This window comes from Sulfitobacter sp. HNIBRBA3233, from assembly GCF_040149665.1.
GTDB classification, from domain to species: domain Bacteria; phylum Pseudomonadota; class Alphaproteobacteria; order Rhodobacterales; family Rhodobacteraceae; genus Sulfitobacter; species Sulfitobacter marinivivus.
Map to the genome: position 1 here is coordinate 1 of NZ_JBEFLP010000011.1, position 22016 is coordinate 22016.

Consider the following 22016-nt stretch of genomic DNA (forward strand, 5'->3'; position numbering starts at 1 on the left):
AGGCGTCTGGTCAAGGCTACAAGCTGCTCAAGGACGCGCTCCGGCGTCTGCAAGGGACGCAGATCGAGACGAACATCCGCCAGGGCGGGAAGGAGTATTTCCGGGTCTTCGGCCTCATCGAGTCTGCGGAAATCGTAAGAGAGACGCGCGACGGGCGGATGCAGGATGTCGAGATTACCCTGTCCGACTGGGTGTTCGACGCGATAGAGAACAACCATGTTCTGACGCTGAACAAGGAATATTTCTTCCTGCGTAAGCCCCTCGAACGGCGACTCTATGAGCTGGCCCGAAAGCATTGCGGGTCACAGCCAAAATGGAAATGCGGCATCGAGCTCTTGCGTGACAAGTGTGGGTCGGGTTCGACCACGAAGGAATTCCGGCGACTGCTCGGCAAGATTATCGAGGACGATGCGGCGCACGACCACATGCCCGATTACGTGATGAGCATCGAGGGGGACAACGTCGTCTTTCGTCCCAAGGCGGCTGAGGCGGTCGTCGCCCTACCCTTCCAGGCGTTACGGTTCAAAAAGCTCGACACGCATAACGAGGCACGGCGTCTCGCGCCTGGCTGGGATGTCTACGTGCTCGAAAGCGAGTGGCGCTCGTGGGTTCACGATAAGGCCATCGACGTGAAGGACGCGGACAAGCATTTTCTGGCGTTCTGCAAGAAACGTGGCGCGTACAAACACTAAAAACGCACAAATGTGGGTTTGTGACTTTACGTGTTCCCACGAATGTGGTGAGGTTGATTCATGATAATATCTTTCCTGAACCAAAAAGGCGGAGTCGGCAAAACCACCCTCTCGGTGAACGTGGCGGGCTGCTTGGCACGCCAAGGGCATCGGGTTTTGCTGATAGACGCAGACAAGCAAGGCTCGGCCACCACATGGGCGAGCTTGCGCGAAGATGCGCCCTTCCAGGTCGTGAGCATGGCACGCGCAAACATGGCACGGGACGCACTCAAGCTGGCCCAAGATTACGACCACACAATCATTGACGGGCCACCTCACGCCGAAGAGATAGCCCGGTCCTGTATTGTGGCCTCGGACTTCGTGGCGCTCCCGATTGAGCCCTCGGGGCTTTCGACCTGGGCTTCCGACCTGACGGTGCGCCAAGTGAAAGAAGCGCAAGAATTCAAACCGACCCTCAAATGTGGGTTTGTGGTTTCCCGCAAAATAGGGAAAACCGTAATTGGTCGGGATATCCGCAACATGGCCGCAGAAGCGGGCTTGCCGATTTTGGAAAGCGAAATCGAGCAACGGGTTGCCTTCGCGGAAGGCATGACTATGGGGCAAACGATTTTCGAGTGGGCAGGCGAAAGCAATGCCGCCCGCGAGCTTGAACACCTAACGAAAGAGATTGAGCGGTATGTCGAAAAAGACGTTTTCAGCGGCTCCGAAGCCAAAGCAGCCCACGGATGACCAAATCCTCGCGTTCGAGCGAGGCGGGGCAGGGCATGACACGACACGGGCATCAAAGCCGGTGGCGAAAGCTGCGGCAACGGATGAACCGACAAAGCGCCTGAGCCTCGACCTACCGGCCAGCTTGCACACGCGGTTCAAGACCGCTTGTAGTGCAACCGACCGGAAGATGGTCGGTGAGCTGCAAGCCTATATCGAGGCGCGAACGAAGGAACTGGAAGACGAGGCGGGAATAACCCGCAAATGAACAAATGCACAAATGCACAAATGTGGGTTTGTGTGAAATATTGCACAAGCTCGAATTTGTGACGTAAAACCAAAGGGGAGGGCGGTGACGCAAAAGGCATCGCTAGGACGGAAATGCACGCAGAGCTAAGAACGAGAGAAGCCCTCGGGCCACTTGGTCCAGTTGAAGAGAAGAACGCCCCGGACGTGTTGTACACGGCGGGCGATACCTCGTTGCTGACCGAAGGCTCCCGCGTGGCAATCGTCGGCTCCCGCAAAGCCACGCCGGACGGCGTCAAACGCGCAAAGGCCGTGACGCGGGCGCTTGTAGAGCAAGGCATCATCGTGGTTAGCGGGCTGGCCGATGGCATCGACACGGTGGCGCATCGAACCGCGATTGAAGAGGGCGGGCGCACCATTGCCGTGCTTGGCACTCCCTTGTCAAAGGCCTATCCGGCGAAGAATGCGGGGCTACTCGAAGAGATTAAGCGCAACCACCTAGCGATTTCACAGTTTCCCGAAGGCTATCCGGGCAAGGGCGAAAACTTCCCGCGCCGCAATCGGACGATGGCGCTTATCTGCGATGCGACTATCGTGATCGAGGCAAGCGAAAAGAGTGGGACACGCCACCAGGGTTGGGAAGCCATTCGGCTCGGGCGCGACCTTTACCTCCTTGAGAATGTTGCGACTGACCCGAACCTGACCTGGCCAAAGCAGCTCATCGAATACGGAGCACAGGTTTTGCGCCGTGAGAACCTGCCGGATATCCTGCTCGACATCCCAAATTACACTGCCGGGGGCGTTCGTGCCTTCGAGCTATGAGTACGGCACGTTCGCCAATTATTCCCCACGAGGCACATCGGAACTTTCGGTAAAGTCGCGAAACGCGTGTGGTTGGATCAAGGCGGGCAGGGTGGATATCATCGCCTCGGCTGTCCCTCACTTGCGTGACGCCAAAGCTGATAACTTAAAGCCGTTCCTGGGGCCAGACGTGACCTTGGTGCCTGCACCGCGCTCTGCACCCCTGCCGGACGGTGCTCTATGGCCTGCCAAGGTTATCTGCGATGTTCTACACGAGCACGGCTTCGGCCAGGATGTGCAAACCTACCTGACGCGGAACAAGGCCGTGCCGCGTTCTTCGAATTCGCTGGCGGCGGAGAGGCCGCTTGTGCCGGTTCACCTGGATAGCATCGAGGCGGAACGTCCGTTTTTCGTGCCGGACAAAATCACCATTGTGGATGACGTCCTGACGATGGGACGCACAAGCTTCGCCTGCGCTGAACTGCTGCGAGCCGTCTGCCCTGATGCGGAAATCCGCATCTTCGCGATGATACGGACGCAAGGCCTTCAAGATGACATCGAGAAGATAGTGGACCCGTCCACCGGTATCATTGTGGGCTATCCATCCGGCAAGACCCATCGCGACCCATAAATGCACAAAGCCACAAATGTGGGCTGTGGATAGATGCCCATACGATGGTGAACACGCTTTACAGATTTGTTAAGGTATTTTTTAAAATACATAAGGTTAAAGGCAGCAATGAACGCAGTTGAAATCGAAGAAGCCATTTCTACGCTCGCACAAGCGCCCTTTAACGCGGAAGATTTTCCCTTCGCCTTCCTTGAAGCATTCGGGCGCAAAGCAACGGAGATCAAGCGGCTGCGGTCAGGCGCGACGAACAAGTCCGATGCCGGCGGCGTTCTTCAGCGAAACAACATTCATATCAAGACCTGCGGGGTAGGCGAGGTCAATTCCACCCTGGACGAGCTCCGCTCCAGCCCTGCTACCGGCAAAGCCAAAGCGAAGTTCATCCTCGCCACCGATGGCGTCACGCTCGAAGCTGAAGACCTGTCATCGGATGTGGCCCCAATCGTTTGCGATTATCCGGATTTCCCCGAGCATTTCGGCTTTTTCTTGCCCTTGGCCGGGATCAGCACGGTCAAACAAATCCGCGAGAGCGCCTTCGACATCAAGGCGACTGGACGCCTGAATCGCCTGTATGTTGAGCTCCTGAAGGACAATCCCGAATGGGGAACGGAAGCCCGCCGCCACGATATGAATCATTTCATGGCGCGGCTGATCTTCTGCTTCTTCGCCGAAGATACTGATATTTTTACCGAGACCGATCAGTTCACCGGCACGATCGAGCGCATGAGCGACAAGGACAGCTCGAACACCCACGAGGTGATCAGCATGCTGTTCAAGGCGATGAACACCAAACGGGATGAGCGCGCTGCGGCAGGCATCGCCCGTTGGGCAAATGCTTTTCCCTACGTGAACGGCGGGCTGTTTTCCGAAAGCGTAGACGTGCCGCGCTTTTCCAAGATCGCCCGCTCGTACTTGCTCCACATCGGCAATCTCGACTGGACCAAGATCAACCCTGACATTTTCGGCTCGATGATCCAGGCCGTCGCCGATGACGAGGAACGCGGCGCTTTGGGGATGCACTATACATCCGTGCCGAACATCCTGAAGGTGCTCAATCCGCTCTTCCTCGATGACCTGCGCGAAAAGCTGGACGAGGCGGGAGACAACCCCCGCAAGCTTCTCAACCTGCGCAATCGGATGGCGCGGATCAGGGTTTTCGACCCCGCCTGCGGATCGGGGAACTTCCTGGTCATCGCCTACAAGGAGATGCGGGCGATTGAGGCCGAGATCAACAAACGGCGTGGCGAAGCCGACCGGCGCACCGACATCCCGCTGACCAATTTTCGCGGAATCGAACTGCGCGACTTCCCTGCCGAGATCGCACGGCTGGCGCTGATCATCGCCGAGTATCAGTGCGACGTGACCTATCGTGGCCAGAAGGAGGCGCTTGCCGAGTTTCTGCCGCTCGACGCCATGAACTGGATCACCTGCGGCAACGCCCTGCGGCTCGACTGGCTGAGCATCTGCCCGCCCACGGGAACGGGCGTGAAGCACCATGCCGATGACTTGTTCATGTCACCCGTCGATCAGGCCGAGATCGACTTCGAGAACGAAGGCGGCGAGACCTACATCTGCGGAAACCCGCCTTACTATGGAAGCAGGAAACAAGAAGAAGATCAGAAATCCGACTTAAAGGATTTGTGTGGGCAATTCATCAAGAAATGGAAGTCACTTGATTATGTCGCGGGTTGGATGCTGAAGGCGCGTGACTACATGCGCCATACAGAAGCAGAAACCGCCTTCGTTACCACAAGTTCAATGTGTGAAGGGTTGCAAGTCTCTGTTCTTTGGCCGCATCTGATAAGTGCCGGAGTTGAAATCAAATTCGCTCACCGCCCATTTTCATGGGCAAACCTAGCAGCAAATAATGCAGGTGTAACCGTTGTAATCGTTGGTTTGACCAATCAAAACCGACCGCGCAAGAAACTCTACTTGGATGATGAGCAGGTGTGGGAGATTGATGGCCTCACGCCTTATCTCACCCCTGGAAAAACGGTTTTTGTTGAAACCTCTCCCAACCCAATTTCAGATCTCCCAAAGATGGTAATGGGCAGTATGCCTAGGGATGGTGGTAATCTGATTATGTCATCCAGCGAGGCAGCAGAATTTAGAGGATCATATCCAGATGCAGCTCACATGGTGCGGCGTTACCTGGGGTCGGAAGACCTAATCAAAGGATTGCAGCGAAGCTGTATCTGGATTGAGGACGAGGATGTTGCTGCGGCAAATGCAATACCGGAGCTGAGGGATCGCTTTGAACGGGTTCGCGATATGCGGTCGAAGAGCACACTTAAATCGACCAGAGACTATGCCGAGTACCCTTACAGATTTGTATACTTGGCCGGAAAAGCGACCAAGCAAACGCTCGCCATAGGAGCTGTGTCCTCTGAGTTGAGAGGCTTTCTGCCATGTGATTTGTTTTCACCGGAAGTTGTTGTGAATAACGCTGCATTTGCTATCTACGATAGCCCGATGTGGTGCCTTTCAATGGCTGCATCGAAGCTGCACTTTGTTTGGTCTATCGCGGTGTGCGGGAAGCTCGAAACCCGTATCCGCTATTCCAACACTCTCGGCTGGAACACATTCCCCGTCCCAAAACTAACCGAGAAGAACAAGGAAGACCTGACCCGCTGCGCCGAGGACATCCTTCTGGCGCGCGAGTCGCATTTCCCCGCGACCATCGCCGATCTTTACGACCCTGATAAAATGCCCGCCGACCTGCGTGCCGCCCATGACCGCAACGACGAAACCTTGGAGCGCATCTACATCGGTCGCCGCTTCCGCAACGACACCGAACGCCTCGAAAAGCTCTTCGAGCTCTACACCCGCATGACCAAGAAGGGGGCGGCATGAGCAGTGCAAGCATAACCGTTCAATCCCTCTTCGAGGAACCGGATGAGCGATGGGAACGAGATGACGAGTGGTCATTCCCGAAGTCCGTCGCGATAGGATGGCCGCTGCCAAACGCGCCGACGCCACAGGACTTTCGTGACTTCAGCGCAAAGTATTTTGCAGCGATGCGCGCAGTATGCACCGTTGTGAGCGACAACAAGATCGAAGACTATGTGGCAGGCTACCCGATCATTTTCTTGTTTCGCCATTCCGTTGAACTCGCTCTGAAGGCTGTAATTATGCACCAGGCCGGAAATGGGGCAAGCGGACATGATCTTTCAAAGCTGTCTGCGAAGGTTTCAGGTCTTCCTGCATGGGCACACGCTTGGATTATCGAGCTTCATCATTTGGATGAGCGATCCACAGGCTTGCGTTACCCAGACACAGAAGTCGGATTTTTTGAGGCCGGTGCATTGATGTCGGACTGGTTGGAGCGGACCGAAAAACTTCACTCCGTTCTGATCGAGCTCAGCCAAACACATTTATCGAAGAAAGACTTTGCATGACCAAATCTGTTCCCTCCGTATCCGTCACCTATGCCCAGAGCGGCACGTCCACCAAGTCGAACGAGCTCGGCATGCGCGAGATGCAAGAGGGTGCCTATGAGAAGCGCGGCGAGCAGTATCTTTTGATCAAGTCACCGCCAGCCTCGGGCAAGAGCCGCGCGCTCATGTTCATCGCGCTCGACAAGCTGCATAATCAAGGACTCAAGCAGGCAATCGTGGTGGTACCCGAAAAGTCGATTGGCTCAAGCTTCAACGACGAGCCACTGAGCAAGTTCGGTTTCTGGGCAGATTGGACCGTTGCGCCGAAATGGAACCTTTGCAACTCGCCCGGGACGGACGGCGGTAAGGTCAAATCGGTTGGCGCGTTTTTGGGAAGCGACGACCAGGTTCTGGTCTGCACCCACGCCACCTTCCGCTTTGCTGTCGAAAAGCTCGGAATCGAGGCGTTCGACGATCGGCTGATCGCTGTGGACGAATTTCATCACGTCTCGGCGAGCGAAGACAGCATCCTTGGATCGCAACTCAACGAGTTCATCACCCGCGATCGCGTGCATGTCGTGGCGATGACCGGAAGCTATTTCCGGGGCGATGCCGTGCCGATCTTGTTGCCTGAAAACGAGGCCAAATTCGATAGCTACACCTACACGTACTATCAGCAGCTCAACGGCTATACGTACCTAAAGCAGCTCGATATCGGCTACTTCTTTTACTCGGGCTCCTACGCCGATGACATCCTGAAGGTGCTAGACCCGACCGAAAAGACGATCATTCACATCCCGAACGTGAACTCGCGCGAGAGCACGAAAGACAAGCACCGCGAGGTCGAGCACATTATCGACGCCCTGGGTGACTGGCAGGGCACCGATCCAGTCACGGGCTTTCAGCTTGTAAAGACGCCGGAGGGACGGATGCTGAAGATCGCCGATCTGGTCGATGATGAGGCCGTGAAACGCGACAAGGTGTCTAGCGCACTCAAAGACCCGACGAACAAGGACAACCGCGATCATGTGGACATCATCATTGCCCTGGGCATGGCCAAGGAAGGCTTCGACTGGATTTGGTGCGAACACGCGCTCACGGTCGGTTATCGCGCCAGCCTGACCGAGATCGTGCAGATCATCGGTCGCGCAACGCGCGATGCCAAGGGCAAGACCCGCGCCCGCTTCACCAACCTGATCGCCGAACCTGATGCGTCGGAGACCACCGTCACCGAAGCTGTGAATGACACGCTCAAAGCGATCGCCGCAAGCTTGCTCATGGAGCAGGTTCTCGCTCCGCGCTTCAACTTTACACCGAAGACGCCAAAGAGCGAACCGGTTGAAGGTTTCGATTACGGGGAAGGGGGCTACGATCCGTATAAGGAGAATGTCGGCTTCAACGAAAAAAGCGGACAGTTCCAGATCGAGATCAAGGGGCTTTCCGCACCGAAGAGCAAGGAAGCGCAACGGATTTGTCAGGAAGACCTGAACGAGGTCATCACCGCCTTTGTCCAGGACAAGACCGCGATCGAGCGCGGACTTTTTGACGAAGAGCTCGTGCCCGAAGAGCTGACACAGGTGAAGATGGGCAAGATTGTCGGCTCGAAATTCCCCGAACTCGATGCTGAGGATCAGGAGGCCGTGCGCCAGCATGCCATCGCCGCCTTGAATCTGACCCAGAAAGCGAAAGAGGTCGCCCTGACGAACACCGATGACGACACGAAAGTCACAGGTAACACGGCGCTCATCGATGGTGTCAGGAAGTTTGCGATGGACGTGAAAGAGCTCGATATCGACCTGATCGACCGGATCAATCCCTTCGGCGAAGCGTACTCGATCCTGGCCAAGACCATGAGCGAAGAAAGCCTGAAGCAGGTTGCTGCGGTGATCTCTGCGAAAAAGGTTCAGCTATCCCCGGAAGAGGCGCGCGACCTGGCGCGGCGGGCTGTGAAGTTCAAGCAAGAGCGGGGGCGATTGCCTTCGATTACATCGCAGGATGCCTGGGAAAAGAAGATGGCCGAAGGCGTGGCGTTCCTTGCTCGTATGAAGCAGGAGGCCGCTAATGGCTGATAAGTTCACGGATGACGATGATGCGCTTCTTGCGGAACTCGGCGTTGAGGTAACGGCGAAGAAGGCCGTCACGCGCACCCCACGAGAAGAGCGGATCATTGCGGGTTTCGAAGAGATTCAGCGGTTCGCCGAAGAGCACGGCCGCGCACCGCAGCACGGTGAAGGCCGGGATATCTTCGAGCGCCTGTACGCGGTGCGTCTCGATCGTATTCGAGAGCTTCAGGAATGCCGCGATCTGGTCGTGCCAATGGACACCACAGGCCTGCTGATGGGCGGGACACAAGTCCTGACTGCGGATGCCGAAGAGCTCGACGATGATGCGCTTCTGGCCGAACTTGGCATCGAACTGGAAGCGCCACCGATAACTGAGCTGAAACACGTTCGATCAACAGCGGAGAAGAAGGCGGCTGAAGAGGTCGCGCATCGTGACAAGTGCGAGGACTTTGAGACCTTCAATCCGCTCTTTGAACAGGTGCAAAAAGAGCTCGATAGCGGGCTTCGCGAGACGCGGAAATTCGAGCTGAAGGCCGACATTGAGCCTGGCCGCTTTTTCATCGTCGGCGGGCAGAAAGCCTATGTCGCGGAGATGGGGGAGATCACGCTCACCGACCAGGGCCGCACCGACGCCAGGCTCCGGGTGATCTTCGACAACGGCACCGAAAGCAACATGCTCATGCGATCCTTGCAGCGGGCGCTGAACGCCGACGGCGATGCTGGTCGGCGTATCACCGAGCCTAATGCAGGGCCGTTGTTTTCTGACCAGGCCATCGACGGCGATGAGGCGAGCGGGACTATCTACGTCCTGCGAAGCAAATCGGATCATCCGCTTGTCACCGAGAACCGCGAGCTCGTCCACAAGATCGGCGTGACCAACATGAGCGTGGAGAAGCGGATCGCGGGGGCGCAACTCCAACCGACCTTCCTGATGGCCAATGTCGAGATCGTTGCCACCTATGAGCTTTACAACATTAATCGGACGAAGCTGGAAAACCTGATCCATCGTATCTTCGAGCCTGCCCGGCTTGAGATCGAGATCATGGATAGGTTCGGGCGACCGGTTGTGCCACGCGAGTGGTTCCTTGTGCCCTTGTTCGCGATCAAGGAGGCCGTCGAGCGGATCAAGGACGGGACGATCGCCGGATATGCGTATGATCCGCAAAAGGCGACACTGACCAGGCAATCTTCATAATGGGAAAAATTCGCAATCCGATCAGATTTTCAGAATATTATGGTGTTGATTCCAAAGAGCTCGACGATCGAGGGCTCCTCGATCCCACGCTGAACGCAGATACGAAGCTCTTCATTGATCCCCTTTTGCTTGAAGATTCCAAGCACGCAGAAATTGCAAGAAACGCCCGTCAAACCTATGAAAACCACTTCGGAACGATCATCAAGTTCCTAGCAAAGGCAAATTCTCCATCGGACGTTGCTTGGAAAAGCGCGGCGCGCCTGCTCACCTTTCCTGAAATCAAATGGACCTGTCTTGGCTATGGAGCCCAGTCAGTTTCCGGCAGTGGTTCCGGCTCCGAAATGACCAGCCAGTATATCGAAACGGCGCGTCAGATTGTCGAACTTGGTATCGAAGACCCTGACCTCTTCGTTGCTATGGCATTGTTTGAAAATGGCGTTGGGCCTGATCGCATCAGTGACATGACTTCAAACGTCATTGTAGGCGACTTAATCACTCTGAATGAGCGCATCTTGCCTGAGCTTGGAGTTCCCACACAGTCTTTGACGATCTCATTGCAAAATGGAAAAACCTACACAGGCAAGTTAGCGGCAAACCCATTTATTGGCTCCGAGGACCCCGTGATCCTCGTACCGAGCGACATTCTTCGCGCGCTACCAATTGCCGCAGATTGGTCTGATGTTGCCGACGCCGCCGCAAAGAACGCTCAGCTTCGCTCGCGCGTGAACGACCAGATCGCTCGAATGTGGCGTGTGAAAAGCAAGAAAGACAAAGATGAAATCCGCCGGTGGGCATTGTCCGACAAGGCATCGTTCCAGACTTTCATGGAAATGTTACGTGGAGCCAGCCCAACTGCGTATGACATGCATGGCGATCCGTTAGGCGAAGTATTCTGGCGCAAGATCGCAGCAGCGTTGTCCGAAGTAGAGCCATTGCCTATCGCAGCACCGGCCAAGATGGACCTTGCTGGCGTTGAAAGCGTTGTCGCGACCATCATCGAGCAGTTCCGCTTTTTGATCGAGGACCGGCGGTTCTCAGAAGAACTGTATCACCAGGGGAAGCCTCGACCTGAAATCGCTGCGCAGCGTCTGTTTTTTGCCGTGGCACATGCTTACTGCAAAGCAAACGATCTTGATCTGACACCGGAAGCTGAGACGGGCAATGGCCCGGTGGATTTCAAACTCTCTTCTGGTTTTTCAGGGCGCGTCGTGGTGGAAATCAAGCTGTCTCGGAACCCGAAACTTGTAGACGGGTATATTAAGCAGCTTGAAACCTACAAAACAGCTGAGGAAACTTTGTCTGGCTACTACGTCGTGGTTGATGTTGGGCATATGGGCCGGAAGGATAAGCGTCTGCTTGAGATCAAGAACGCAACGAGCCAGAAGGCGCAGGCAACCTCCCCGATCCATTTCATAGATGGCGCGCGAAAGAGGTCAGCTAGCAAGCTCTAAGAGCTGGAAAATTAAGGTTTCTGAATGATATACCCGCGCCCGAGCTTCGACCGTCGCATCACATCCAAGGCGGATCGTGCCGCCTCTGCGGTATCATATTGATCCTGGCGACAGGTTCCGGCCTGGCCAATGCGGCCCCACTCTCGGATCAAGGTCACGCCGCCGAACAATGTCGGCCGCATCTGAATTCGGTAAAAGCGCGCCATATTCTGCGTGGGATCAATCCTGCAAAGGATGACTGGTCCAGTCATGTCACCCGCCTCACGGTTTTCGTGCTGACCTTGAACAGTCGAGCGATCTCCGCCAGGGGCCGGTGCTCTTCATCCCGCATGCGTTTCACCTCGTCACGCTGTGCAGGCGACAGGGCAGGGGGTCTGCCCCCGACCCGGCCACGCTTTCGGGCGGCTTGAATCCCCTCCCTGGTGCGCTCCGATATCCGCTCACGCTCGAACTGCGCGATCGAGGCGAAGACGTGGAAGACAAGACGGCCTGCCGGGGTCGTCGTGTCGATGTCCTCGGCCAGGGATCGGAATCCGGCTCCCCGTGATCCGATGGCTTCGACGATATCGAGAAGGTCTTTGAGGGATCGGGCCAGGCGATCATATTTCGTGACAACGACGACATCGCCTTCCCTGAGCTGGTCGATCATGAGATCGAGCTGAGTACGGGCTCGCTTCGTGCCGGTGATCTTGTCGGCATAGATGCGTTCTGCGCCCGATGCTTCCAGGGCATCGATCTGAGTTTCAAGCTTCTGGTCGTCTGTGCTGACGCGGGCATATCCAATGATCATGCATCAATAGTGCCATAAACGTCCCAAAACTCAAAAGGTTTTGGCTAGGGTTTTTGTCCTTATCAACAGCTTGATCTATAGTGGCGCCGGGCAGGTGGACAAAAACGACCGTTTTTGCACAGTAAATATGTAACATATTCTCCTTGAGGCCGCATAGAGAATATGTTACATATCTCTAAGGTGAAAATGCTGCACAAAGGAGAGGAGGATGATGCCGGTAATTAGACTGAATGATGCTACGTTCGTTGATTTGAAGTCAATTTCGACATGGATCGGAGCCAAAACACCTTCTGAAACAATTGTTCGACTCGTCCAGGAAAAAATGGAGGCCCTTGATCTTGAGCGCGACATTGATCCTGACCTAGTTCAACAGAAAGGCTCCGGCGCTCACATGGCATTCGACAATGCTCCCGGCCTTTCATTCACGAAGGTCCTTTCAGCGAAGGTGGATGGAAACTCGCTCCAGAAGCCAAACTGGGCAGGTATACTTCTTGCCGCCATTGGCGCACTCACAAACAAGGGTATTTCGGGTCAAAATCTCATTAAAGAGTTGCAAGTGCCCGCAAAGAGCGCTGTGTATGAGGAAGATGGATACCGATACCATGCTGAACTTGGAATCTCGGTGCAGGGGCAGTCAGCTCAAGATGCTTGGCGAGAGGTTTCTCGAATTGCGAACAAGCACCTTATCCCCGTCGAGGTCACGTTTCAGTGGCGCGAGAACGAAAAGGCCCAGCACCCTGGACGAACCGGCCAGCTATGTGCCGGAAACTGAATTGAGGAGATTTCTCTACGGACAAAATGCGCTCCACTTCGTGCGCATCTTCTGCATATGACTACTTAACAAGGGCGGGGCTGATTGTGTTGCTTCGCTAGAAAATGGACAGATTTTGCAGTTTCGATTTTTTGCATCCCTTGCCGTGTTTCTGGGCTCCTATTTGCCGTTAGGGATTATTCTGCTCGTGCAAGATATTGACTACAACAACTATCAACCTTGTTGTTGGGAAATCTGGAAGAGCAGCTGCGGTTGGCTACCTGAACTCAAGAATCCATACTTTTCTCTCCCGATCTTCCTCGTGTCGGCTGTTTGTTTTGCAGTAGCGATATACTCCTTGACCAGCGCGAGACCAAAGAACCCCATAAATATTAGCGCTACTAAATACATACCAGCCGAGTTGATGGGCTACACACTGCCCTACGTGGTATCGTTCATGAACCTCGACTATCAGGAAGCCGGGAAGTTCGTCGGTCTCATAGTCTTCTTGCTATGGATGTTTTGGATCACGCACCGTTCCGGCCAGCTATTGCTCAACCCTATTTTCATCGCCTTCGGTTGGAGATTGCATGAGATATCGTACAGCTTTCCCGGTAGCGACAAACTTCACCAAGGACGCGCACTGTCAAAAGAGCCTTTAAGTCCGGGCACACAGTACGTCCATGTGCTGATCCAAGATGTAATGATTGTTAAAGCGGCTGATTGAAAGGGCGGGCATGACAGCACTAGACGATTTGAGAGCGTTTAACATCGGCGAAGCCCATATCGTATTATGGGTTTTCAGAGGACCACGAGGACCAGCTGTTCAACCTCCAAGCTATACAGGACGATGGGTGCAAACTGATCAAGCGGTTGACCAACGCCTAAGAACAGCATTCTCGAACGAACGAGACCGCATACAAGAAACAATGGAGTACAGCCTTCTCGCGGAGAACAATGAGGCAAGCGCTTTGCGGATCGAAAGAGACGAGACACATGCTGGAATTTTCATGTTATCATCGGGCGAAGAGGTCGAAGCGAAACGCGCAAGATCGGAAAGCGACCTTGTGAACACGAGCTTCTACGCTATCAAAGCCACGCACGGTGAAAGCGTTATCTATGCGGTACGGCAAGCCGATAAATCTTGGAAAAGTCGCCATAGAAGATCACTACGTTCCACATTTATTATGCGCGAACATGAGCTCACCGTTGATGACACGCCACGATTTGACATTCACGAGGGGGTAAACTTCTTCGTAGTAGGAGATCAACTACTGATAAACGGAAAGAAACAGTTTGAGTCCATATTGAGATACAAAGCAGCCCATGTCTCGGACTTCGACGACCTGAAAGCCGAGGCTGAGTTCTCCGAAATATTCTCGGATGTGGCTCCGTTAGACGAGCACATTCGAAACAACAAGATACAGCTGAGGCGTGCGCAAGCCATTCGACAGAAAGGCCATTACAGAGATGCAGCATTCATGCAAAGGCTTCGCGATAACTATATGCAGTTCGGATTTCAAATCGAGTTCGACGATAACGGTCTGATTGTTCCGACCCCCGAAACATGCTCTGAAATAATAACCGCACTTCTTGATCACCGACTGTCCTCAGCGTTCTCCGAGAACATTTACGATGTCCAGAACACAACTACGGTGGCTGTTTAAAACTGGCTGATACCCATTTGCAGTCGCTTGGGCCAAGGCCGGCAGGTCACCCTGAAACCGCCCTCGGCCAGGATCACACCAGAACCCAAAGGCCCCCGCCTGTTGACGGGGGCCTCGATCATTGTGGCGGTGCGGGCTGTTACTCGGCGGCCATCCGGTCGGTCTGCGCGGTGCGCTCCATGATGTAGTCAACGGCCTTCTGCGCCTCTGACGCAGCGCGGAAAATCGCGCGGCTGTCTTCCTTCATCGCCTCCAGCCATCCTTCGACATAGGCCGCGCTCTGATCGAATTCCGGCTCTACCCCGATCTGTGCGCAAAGCATGCAGTTGCCAATCTCCGCGACCAGCTCCTCAAATGCATAGGCCTTGCGGTCATTAAACCGACCCAAACGGTCCAGCCGCTTCGTCGCGCCTGTCCAGTGGATTGTCTCATGGGCCAAGGTGCCAAAATATCCAGCCGCCCGATAAAACGTGCCAATCGGCGGCATGTGGATGCGGTCGGTCTTGATGTTGTAGTAGGCGCGCGGCTCCTCGGTCACGTCGATCTGCGCGCCGGTCGAAGCAAAGAACGCCTCAAGCTCGGGGTCGGCTACGGTGCCAAGATCACGGGGCGGATCGGGCAGGATGTAGAATTCAGCGGGTAAACCCTCGATCTGGTCGGAGTTAAACACGCGGTAGGCCTTGGCATAGGGGATCTGACGTTCCTCGCCATTCTCGTCCTCGCGCTCGACGGTGCCGTATTTCACCACGGTTGCGGATTTCTCCCCCTTGCGGACATGGCCCCCAAGCTGTTTGGCCTGATTGAACGTCATCCAGCGGGCTGAGGTGTAATCCTTGGCCATCGCGGTTGCCCAAAGCATCAGGATGTTGATGCCCCGATAGGCCTCGCCGTTGAACCTTTCCGGCAAGCTGACCCCTGCCCCTCCACCAGTCCACGGTTTGCGCCAAGGCGGCGTTCCGGCCTCGATCTGCGCGATGATCTGATTGGTGACATGGGAATAAACGTCAAACTTCTCTGCGGTCATTTGTGACCCTCCTTCGAGTGACGCGGTCCGGGTCTCTTCCCCTTTCCGCCGATGGGCGGGCCTTCCTTCTCTGTTGTCTGGAATGCCCATGCATTCCGGACGGCAGAGCAGGTAAGGGCAAAGCCCGTCCTGCGGCCCGGCGGGGCCGTGACAACCGGGTAGAGGGCGTGAATTTGGGAGGGAACCGCGCGCCTGCACGTGGGAGGAACCGGAATTCTCGACCGGAACCGACGCCAACGGCGGCGCTTGCCGGTTTTCTCGGACCTGCCGGGATGGCAGGCGGATCAACAGGATATGGAAGCTGTCAGGGTTGGGGTGAGCGGACGCTAGTCCGTCGATCCCCTGCCCTGGCTACCACTCGAAGCGAGACCGGCACCTAGCCGGGATCACTGAACTCTATAAGCTTTACAGACGTGAACCGAAGTGAAGGGCAGCCATAATCTTTTCAAATTCTTAGGGTATTGTTCTGGGATAGGAGATTCAAATGACAGCCGACGTACTAGGGCCAGACAACGCATTTTGGATTGATGGCGAATGGCTTGGTTGGGATAGCATTATCGACCCAGAAGAAACCAAATACAGCCGCCTCGCTGAGCTTGAGCGCGAGGCTGAACTACGCCTTAAGTACCCGAACGCTGATCCAACTTTGGTTCCGTACTTTCAGGACCTGCTGACGCTAGCAGAGGCATATTTCTGCGATACAGGACAGCACCTCAACGTCTACGGCGACATTGGTGAGCTTTTCGGTGCGATCATGTATGGAATCAAACTTCACAAGAACCATGCCCAAGGCTCCGATGGTAGATTGGGAAACGACTTCGTTGAAATCAAAACAATCTCGCCGATCAACAGCAAAGAAAAGACCAGCGTGCGTCTCGACAGGCATTTCAATAAGTTGCTCGTCGTAAAGATTGACGATGACTTTGAAGTTTCGGGACGCCTCATAAAGCGGGCCAACTTGCCAAAAAGAGCGGGCAACAATCTCCGGCTGTCATGGGCAAACATGCCTGAAGCCAACTGATCTCAAACTGCTCACCTCTCCAATAATATACTATTGAGTGCATTGCTGAATTCCGCCACACTGAGACTGTCTCTCCTTTCTCAGTTTATGCGATGAACCAAACGACTGAACTCGAACTCAACGTGACCACCGAACAAGGCCTTCGGGCGCTTGCCGAGGAGGGACATACGGTCGAAGTGCTGTGCAAAGCCGATCCTGAACGCAAAGGACCAAGCTGGTACGGTCTATGGATTATGCGGACGGTCGGAAACGATGGGCAGGAGAAAATTCTTGTCACTGCCAGGACGCGCGTGACGCAAAATGCGATAAGAGTGCGCGAGTTCAAGACTGCAACTGGAGTTATTTCGTTCCTCGTCGGCATAGGGTTCGCACAGGCGAGCATTCCTATGAAGAACGGGGAAACGACCTCTCATCGCCTCGTCAGTGACTGAGGCCCGGATCGCGGTCGATGTCCCGATCCTTCTCGACCTCCTGATCCTTCTCTTGGTCGCGTTCGTCTTCGACTTCCAGCCGCTCACGCGGCTTGTTCAACACGTCTTTGAGCCGCTCGTTCACTGACGGCTTGCGGTCCTCGCGCCCAGTATCACCTGCAAGCTCAGATTCGCTGTGACCGTCCAGCTTGTGAACCGCCACCTGACCATCGCGCCCGGCGTCCTTCTCCATGATCTCTTTCAGGCGCTCCCGCGCATAATTGCGGCCTTCCGACTTGGGCGTGTCGTCCTGGTCCGGTGACCGGCCCACAACGCGCGCCAGCCGCTCCCGGAAATCCTCCGGGGTGCGGTCGCGATCTTTTGCCGTCGCGGCCCTGAGCGCTGCCAGACCAGCAGAGACACGACCCTGCCCAGCCTCACGCTCGATGCCATAGGTCTCGCGCGCCAGTTCCAGCCGTGCGCGCATTTCGCGGAACGCGGCACGAGCCTGGCGGGCGGCATGGACGACAGCGCCACGTTCGGTGACGGGTTTGTATTCCCGTCCCTGGCGCTCGGCCATCGCCTTTGCCCGCCGCTCCATAGAATTGGCCGCCGGTCCCAGCTTCAGCTCAGGGTCGCGGTCCAGCTCCTCCGCCGTCAGATCGTCACCCCGTTCCAGCGCCGCCTCGCGCTGCGCCTCAAGCGACCGGTGATCGACACGCTCCACCTCCCCTGCCCGCTCCAGCGCGCGGTTCTGCAACTCGGCCCAGAGGCCGCGCATCTGCTCGATCTCGACGCCGCCGGTTTTCGCGGAATCGAGCACTCGAGTTTTGGCCGTGAAGCCCTCCGCTTCCAGCTTGCGGGTGGAGGTCAGGACGTGGGCGTGATGGTTTCGCTGATCGCCTTCCCGGTGCGGCGCGTGGATCGCCACATCGACGGCCACGCCGTAGCGGCTGACCAGCTCTTGGGCGAAGTCGCGGGTGATTTGAGACCGGGCCTCGGCGCTGATCTCGGAGGGCAGGGCCAGCTCCCACTCGCGGGCGGTGACGGAGTTGCGGCGGGTCTCGCTGGCCTCGACCTCGTTCCAGAGGCGGGACCGATCCGTCGCCCAATCCGGCGCGTCCTTCGGGGTCAGAATGAAGGTCTCCTCGATGCCCTGCTTGCGGGTGTAATCGTGGACGCGTCCTTCGCGCTGGCACTCTATGCGCTCCCCGACACGGTAGGCCGCGGCTGCGGTGGCAGAGCGCCCGGCGCTGCGTTTGATCGTTTTCACCGAGAGGTGGTAGCTGGCCATGCCGACTACCCCGCCCTGTGATGCAGACGATACCGACGCGCGCCGCTGCTGACCCCGGCCCATGCCCTAACATGGGCCACAGGGTCAGCCGTCTTTTCCCCGATGGATCGCGCCCTGCCCCGGCGCGATACGAGTGTAAAAGACAGCCCGCCCGAAGCGAGCCTTTGGCTCTCTGAGGCGCGGGCTTGCCAGTGATCTGCCCCCAAATCCCCAGCCTCATGGGGGGCGGGATATGGGAACAGTTCACTGGCGGCTTGCCGGGGGCAAACCCGGTTCGTGTCGGCACCGCCAAGTCCGACGGCACGGACCTCCCGCAAGGAAGACGCCAGCGGCAGACCGGCCCCAACCGTGGGGCATCGGGCGAGGCGATGGCGCGACATTGCGGGACGCGATCCAACTGCCGAAGTTGGCCCTGGAGAGTTTGAGAGGCCGGGAGGGTCTTTCATTCCGGCGCGTATCGCGTCGGATGGAGTTCGCCATCGGCTGAGGCCCTGCCTCAAGGAGATCGCACGCAAAGCTCGGAACCGTAGGTGGAGAGTTTGCATAAGTGCGCCCTTGTCCTTTACAGGTCTACGGGTACACGCTAAAGATGATTTGTTAAATATAAAATTCAACCATTAGAATTTTTCAGTGAGGCTGGTGATTTGGCCGAGACAGAACTTGAACGCGCAGAAAAGCGCTATGCCCAAGCCAAGGCCCGCTTGCAGGCTCTGAAAAACCGAGAAGCCACCAGACAGCGCAAGCTGGATACCAGGCGCAAGGTAATCCTGGGCGGAGCGCTCATAGATCTGGCGGAACGGGATTCCAGTGCTGCTGCAATGCTCGACCGGCTGATCCGTAACCTCTCCCGAGAACAGGATAGCAAAGCGTTTGCAGGTTGGGAGGTGCCCTCCCCTATCCCTACCGATGACAGTGCAATCTGATGCGAAGCCTCACGCTTCTATTAGGGGGTCTGTTTCACTTTTTCGGTCGGTTGATCTTCACGCCCATCCTGTTGGGCTGGATGATCGGCGCTGTGCTGTTCGGGGCGATGCTTGGAACGCTTGTGGCCACGCCATTCATCTTTGCCTTTTTCGACCAAACGCCCGGCGAAAGCGCCTGGCAATGGCTGGTCTTCGGTCCCTTCATGTTTGTGGGCGCTGTCTTCGGTTTCCAATACTGGCGCATGGCCTCCGGGGCCGATACCTATTTCGGGCTGTCGGGTGACAGCCACGGCTCGGCCCGGTTTGCGAACCGCAAGGAACTGAAGAAGCTGGAGCGGGGCAAAGGGCAGGAAGATCGCGGTCTCCTGATCGGGCGCAATCCGCACACAGGTCGGTTGTTGCGCTATGATGGCCCGGCGCATCTGATCACCCTCGCCCCGACGCGGGCCGGGAAAGGTGTTGGCACCGTGATCCCGAACCTGCTGGCGGCGGAACGCTCCGTCCTGGTGATTGACCCCAAGGGCGAGAACGCGCGGATCGCGGGCGAGGCCCGGCGACGGTTTGGAACCGTCCATGTCCTCGATCCCTTCGGTGTTAGCAACACTGGCATCGTTAACGGTCATCCCTCCGCCGCCTATAATCCTCTCGACCGGCTAACACGGGACAGCCTCGATCTGGGCGAAGACGCCGCCTCCCTGACAGAGGCGCTGGTCATGGACCCGCCCGGTCAGGTGACGGAAGCGCATTGGAACGAGGAGGCCAAGGCCATCCTCGGCGGGCTGATCATGTTTTGCGTCTGCCATGAGGATCGCGAGCGCCGGTCCCTCGCCACCGTCCGGGAATATCTCACCCTGCCCCCTGAAAAACTCCGGGCTCTATTGGAGCTGATGCAGGACAGCGACGAGGCAGGCGGGCTGATCGCCCGCGCCGCCAACCGCTTCCTCGGCAAGGCCGACCGGGAAGCGGCCTCGGTCTTGTCCAACGCGCAGCGCCATACGCACTTCCTGGACTCGCCCCGGATCGCCAAGTGTCTGTCGCGCTCGGACTTCGCTTTCTCCGATCTGCGCCACCGGATCACCTCCGTCTTCCTGGTGCTGCCACCCAACCGGATGGACGCCTACAGCCGCTGGCTGCGCCTTCTGATCTCTCAGGCGCTTCAGGACATCGCACGGGACGCAGAAGCGCTGACGGCCACCACAGGCGCTCAGAGCGCTTCTCAGCGCCTCAGGACGCCCACGCTGTTCCTCCTGGATGAGTTCGCCGCTCTTGGCCGTCTGGAGGCCGTAGAGCGCGCCATGGGGCTGATGGCAGGCTACGGGCTTCAGCTCTGGCCAATCCTGCAGGACATGAGCCAGCTCAAGAACCTCTACGGCGACCGTGCTGGCACCTTCATTGCCAATACCGGGGTGCAACAGGTCTTCGGAGTGAATGACTTCGAGACGGCCAAGTGGCTGAGCCAGATGATCGGCCAGGAAACTGCCGGGTTCCAGACTGACAGCTTCAAACCGGGCGATGGCCCCAGCTTCTCGAACAACCTCACAGGCCGCGATCTGTTGACCCCCGATGAAATCATGCAGCTCCCGCCAGACCGTCAGCTCCTTCGCGTCCAAGGGCAGGCTACTGCCATCGGGCAAAAGCTGCGTTACTACACCGATCCTGAATTTGCCGGGCTCTTCACGCCTGAGGCCCGATAACCTGAAAGCATTCCGCTATGTCTGACACGCCTGCCTCCACTGCCCCGCTTTCGGACGATGATCTGCGCGAAACTCTCGATCTTCTCGCCACGGCGGTCGCCAGCATCTCGGATCGCGTGGATGATCAGACACGGGTGCTCGACCGCGTGAACAAGACGGCGACGGAAGCTCGGTCTGCCGCCTTTGCCGCCCAAAAGCAGACGGACCCGGAACACTATGGCGAGATTGTCGGCGCAACCATCGACGGCAGGATCGGCGATACCCTGGACCGGGTTGGCCAGATGGCTGGTGATCTACTCCGGGCCTCGAACCATACCCAAGAGGTTCTCAGGAAAGCCGAAGATGCCAAGTCTGACACAATGCGCCAGCTCTGGGAAAGAGAGCAGAAGCTGGATCGCTTCAGAAGCCGTCTTCCATGGTTTGGTCTGGGTGCTGTCGTTCTGGCTCTTGTCCTGACGGTGACGCTTCCTCGTTTCTTAGCCAGCAACGCTTCCACATGTGCTGTCCTTGGAGCCTCCTGGACCACGACAACCACGGGTCTTGACGCTTGCGTGTTCTACCAACGGTAAGCGATGAGATGCTGATGGCTTGAGTGTTGGAGGCTATGAGGTAGTGAAACATCATATTGTGGTAATGTGGGTATGTGGGAAGTGGTTAGTAGCTCAAGGGGAGTTAAATAGAGTTATAATATAGTTACACTGTGGGTTTTTGCCTGTAAGTCGCTGGTATTAATACCATATTCAAGGTGACCGGTGTGTGAAATGACGAATCCGGGTGTGTGAAGTGACGAATCCGGGTGTGTGAAATGACGAGGCTGTGCCGAAGTTATCCACAGGCAGATCGGTGTGTGAAATGACGAGTCTTGACGTGTGGTGTGTGAAATGACGATAGTAACCCATGGTGTGTGAAATGACGAATCTCGAACGTGCTCGGTGGTGTGTGAAATGACGAATTCACGCTCCCCGTTGCTGCCTGACCGTCATCCGCAAAAAGACCTGTTCGTGTGTGACATTGTGGATGCCGTCCCCAAGGGCGACATGGCCTCGATGGAACACCCGGTCTTCACACTATCGACCAAGCCGGATATGAAGCCTCGGCGGTATCAGAATGGCGAGAACTTCATCGAAGTGTCGCCGTCACGGTATGGGCTTGCCACCGTGCATGACCGTGATGTTCTGATTTACTGCATCAGCCAGTGCATGGCCGCGCTCAATGAGGGGCGAACGGTTAGCCGTACGCTGCGGTTCAAGGCGCATGACCTACTCGTGGCGACGAACCGGC

General features: G+C 56.6%; 23 protein-coding genes. 19 read left to right on the forward strand and 4 right to left on the reverse strand.

Features of this window, described 5'->3' with window-relative positions; genetic code table 11:
* The 10 genes from ABMC89_RS18780 to ABMC89_RS18825 all read left to right on the forward strand — a co-directional run.
* Window positions 1-692 (forward strand): replication initiator protein A (locus tag ABMC89_RS18780; protein ID WP_349570737.1); only part of this gene is annotated, 692 nt, incomplete at its 5' end.
* 60 nt (window positions 693-752) lie between these two features.
* Window positions 753-1421 (forward strand): ParA family partition ATPase, encoded by a 669-nt coding sequence (gene parA, locus ABMC89_RS18785; protein WP_349570739.1) that lies wholly within the window; start codon window positions 753-755, stop codon window positions 1419-1421.
* Window positions 1422-1482: 61 nt separating this feature from the next.
* On the forward strand, window positions 1483-1668 hold the full coding sequence (locus ABMC89_RS18790; RefSeq protein ID WP_065326658.1) for a hypothetical protein: 186 nt from the start codon (window positions 1483-1485) through the stop codon (window positions 1666-1668).
* Window positions 1669-1781: 113 nt separating this feature from the next.
* Window positions 1782-2468: a DNA-processing protein DprA gene (locus ABMC89_RS18795; protein ID WP_349570741.1), complete on the forward strand. Its 687-nt coding sequence runs from the start codon at window positions 1782-1784 to the stop codon at window positions 2466-2468.
* A gap of 91 nt (window positions 2469-2559) precedes the next feature.
* Window positions 2560-3078, forward strand: coding sequence for a phosphoribosyltransferase (locus tag ABMC89_RS18800; RefSeq protein WP_349570743.1), 519 nt, complete (start codon window positions 2560-2562; stop codon window positions 3076-3078).
* A 108-nt stretch (window positions 3079-3186) separates the two neighbouring features.
* A complete protein-coding gene (locus tag ABMC89_RS18805) occupies window positions 3187-5928 on the forward strand; it encodes a class I SAM-dependent DNA methyltransferase (protein WP_349570745.1) in 2742 nt (913 codons plus the stop codon).
* Window positions 5925-6473: a HEPN domain-containing protein gene (locus tag ABMC89_RS18810; RefSeq protein ID WP_349570747.1), complete on the forward strand. Its 549-nt coding sequence runs from the start codon at window positions 5925-5927 to the stop codon at window positions 6471-6473. Before ABMC89_RS18805 ends, ABMC89_RS18810 begins: the two co-directional genes overlap by 4 nt.
* On the forward strand, window positions 6470-8521 hold the full coding sequence (locus tag ABMC89_RS18815; RefSeq protein WP_439655677.1) for a pseudomurein-binding repeat-containing protein: 2052 nt from the start codon (window positions 6470-6472) through the stop codon (window positions 8519-8521). The genes ABMC89_RS18810 and ABMC89_RS18815 overlap by 4 nt, the downstream gene beginning before the upstream one ends.
* Complete coding sequence (locus ABMC89_RS18820) at window positions 8514-9710, forward strand: GIY-YIG nuclease family protein (RefSeq protein ID WP_349570749.1); 1197 nt, start codon at window positions 8514-8516, stop codon at window positions 9708-9710. Before ABMC89_RS18815 ends, ABMC89_RS18820 begins: the two co-directional genes overlap by 8 nt.
* Entirely contained in the window at window positions 9710-11161 is a 1452-nt protein-coding gene (locus ABMC89_RS18825; RefSeq protein ID WP_349570751.1) for a DUF8370 family protein, read from the forward strand. The genes ABMC89_RS18820 and ABMC89_RS18825 overlap by 1 nt, the downstream gene beginning before the upstream one ends.
* Window positions 11162-11172: 11 nt before the next feature.
* Here the strand turns inward: ABMC89_RS18825 and ABMC89_RS18830 are convergent, their stop codons facing one another.
* Together ABMC89_RS18830 and ABMC89_RS18835 are read right to left on the reverse strand one after the other, a co-directional pair.
* Window positions 11173-11412, reverse strand: coding sequence for a WGR domain-containing protein (locus tag ABMC89_RS18830; RefSeq protein WP_349570753.1), 240 nt, complete (start codon window positions 11410-11412; stop codon window positions 11173-11175).
* On the reverse strand, window positions 11409-11951 hold the full coding sequence (locus ABMC89_RS18835) for a recombinase family protein (protein ID WP_349570755.1): 543 nt from the start codon (window positions 11949-11951) through the stop codon (window positions 11409-11411). Before ABMC89_RS18835 ends, ABMC89_RS18830 begins: the two co-directional genes overlap by 4 nt.
* 208 nt (window positions 11952-12159) lie before the next feature.
* Between ABMC89_RS18835 and ABMC89_RS18840 the strand changes: the two genes are divergently transcribed.
* The 3 genes from ABMC89_RS18840 (at window position 12160) to ABMC89_RS18850 (ending at window position 14369) form a co-directional block, all read left to right on the forward strand.
* Window positions 12160-12723, forward strand: coding sequence for a T4SS efffector SepA family protein (locus tag ABMC89_RS18840; protein ID WP_349570757.1), 564 nt, complete (start codon window positions 12160-12162; stop codon window positions 12721-12723).
* A 145-nt stretch (window positions 12724-12868) separates the two neighbouring features.
* Window positions 12869-13429, forward strand: a complete 561-nt coding sequence (locus ABMC89_RS19100; RefSeq protein WP_500812336.1) for a KwaA family protein — start codon at window positions 12869-12871, stop codon at window positions 13427-13429.
* Between the two features lie 10 nt (window positions 13430-13439).
* Window positions 13440-14369, forward strand: coding sequence for a Kiwa anti-phage protein KwaB-like domain-containing protein (locus ABMC89_RS18850; RefSeq protein WP_349570761.1), 930 nt, complete (start codon window positions 13440-13442; stop codon window positions 14367-14369).
* Window positions 14370-14508: 139 nt separating this feature from the next.
* Here ABMC89_RS18850 and ABMC89_RS18855 read toward each other — a convergent pair whose 3' ends face one another.
* Window positions 14509-15393: an ArdC family protein gene (locus ABMC89_RS18855; RefSeq protein ID WP_349570763.1), complete on the reverse strand. Its 885-nt coding sequence runs from the start codon at window positions 15391-15393 to the stop codon at window positions 14509-14511.
* Between the two features lie 484 nt (window positions 15394-15877).
* Between ABMC89_RS18855 and ABMC89_RS18860 the strand changes: the two genes are divergently transcribed.
* Window positions 15878-16414 carry a hypothetical protein gene (locus ABMC89_RS18860; RefSeq protein ID WP_349570765.1) on the forward strand — a complete coding sequence of 179 codons (537 nt, stop codon included), beginning with the start codon at window positions 15878-15880 and terminating at the stop codon, window positions 16412-16414.
* Between the two features lie 92 nt (window positions 16415-16506).
* On the forward strand, window positions 16507-16845 hold the full coding sequence (locus ABMC89_RS18865; RefSeq protein ID WP_056039580.1) for a hypothetical protein: 339 nt from the start codon (window positions 16507-16509) through the stop codon (window positions 16843-16845).
* Here the strand turns inward: ABMC89_RS18865 and mobQ are convergent.
* Window positions 16835-18118, reverse strand: a complete 1284-nt coding sequence (gene mobQ, locus ABMC89_RS18870) for a MobQ family relaxase (protein ID WP_349570767.1) — start codon at window positions 18116-18118, stop codon at window positions 16835-16837. The genes ABMC89_RS18865 and mobQ overlap by 11 nt on opposite strands.
* Window positions 18119-18762: 644 nt before the next feature.
* Between mobQ and ABMC89_RS18875 the strand changes: the two genes are divergently transcribed.
* The 4 genes from ABMC89_RS18875 to ABMC89_RS18890 form a co-directional block, all read left to right on the forward strand.
* Window positions 18763-19041: a mobilization protein gene (locus ABMC89_RS18875; protein WP_349570769.1), complete on the forward strand. Its 279-nt coding sequence runs from the start codon at window positions 18763-18765 to the stop codon at window positions 19039-19041.
* Entirely contained in the window at window positions 19041-20735 is a 1695-nt protein-coding gene (locus ABMC89_RS18880) for a type IV secretory system conjugative DNA transfer family protein (RefSeq protein WP_349570772.1), read from the forward strand. The genes ABMC89_RS18875 and ABMC89_RS18880 overlap by 1 nt, the downstream gene beginning before the upstream one ends.
* A gap of 17 nt (window positions 20736-20752) precedes the next feature.
* Window positions 20753-21304, forward strand: coding sequence for a hypothetical protein (locus tag ABMC89_RS18885; RefSeq protein WP_349570774.1), 552 nt, complete (start codon window positions 20753-20755; stop codon window positions 21302-21304).
* Between the two features lie 375 nt (window positions 21305-21679).
* A partial coding sequence (locus ABMC89_RS18890; RefSeq protein WP_349570776.1) for a replication initiator protein A occupies window positions 21680-22016 on the forward strand: 337 nt, incomplete at its 3' end.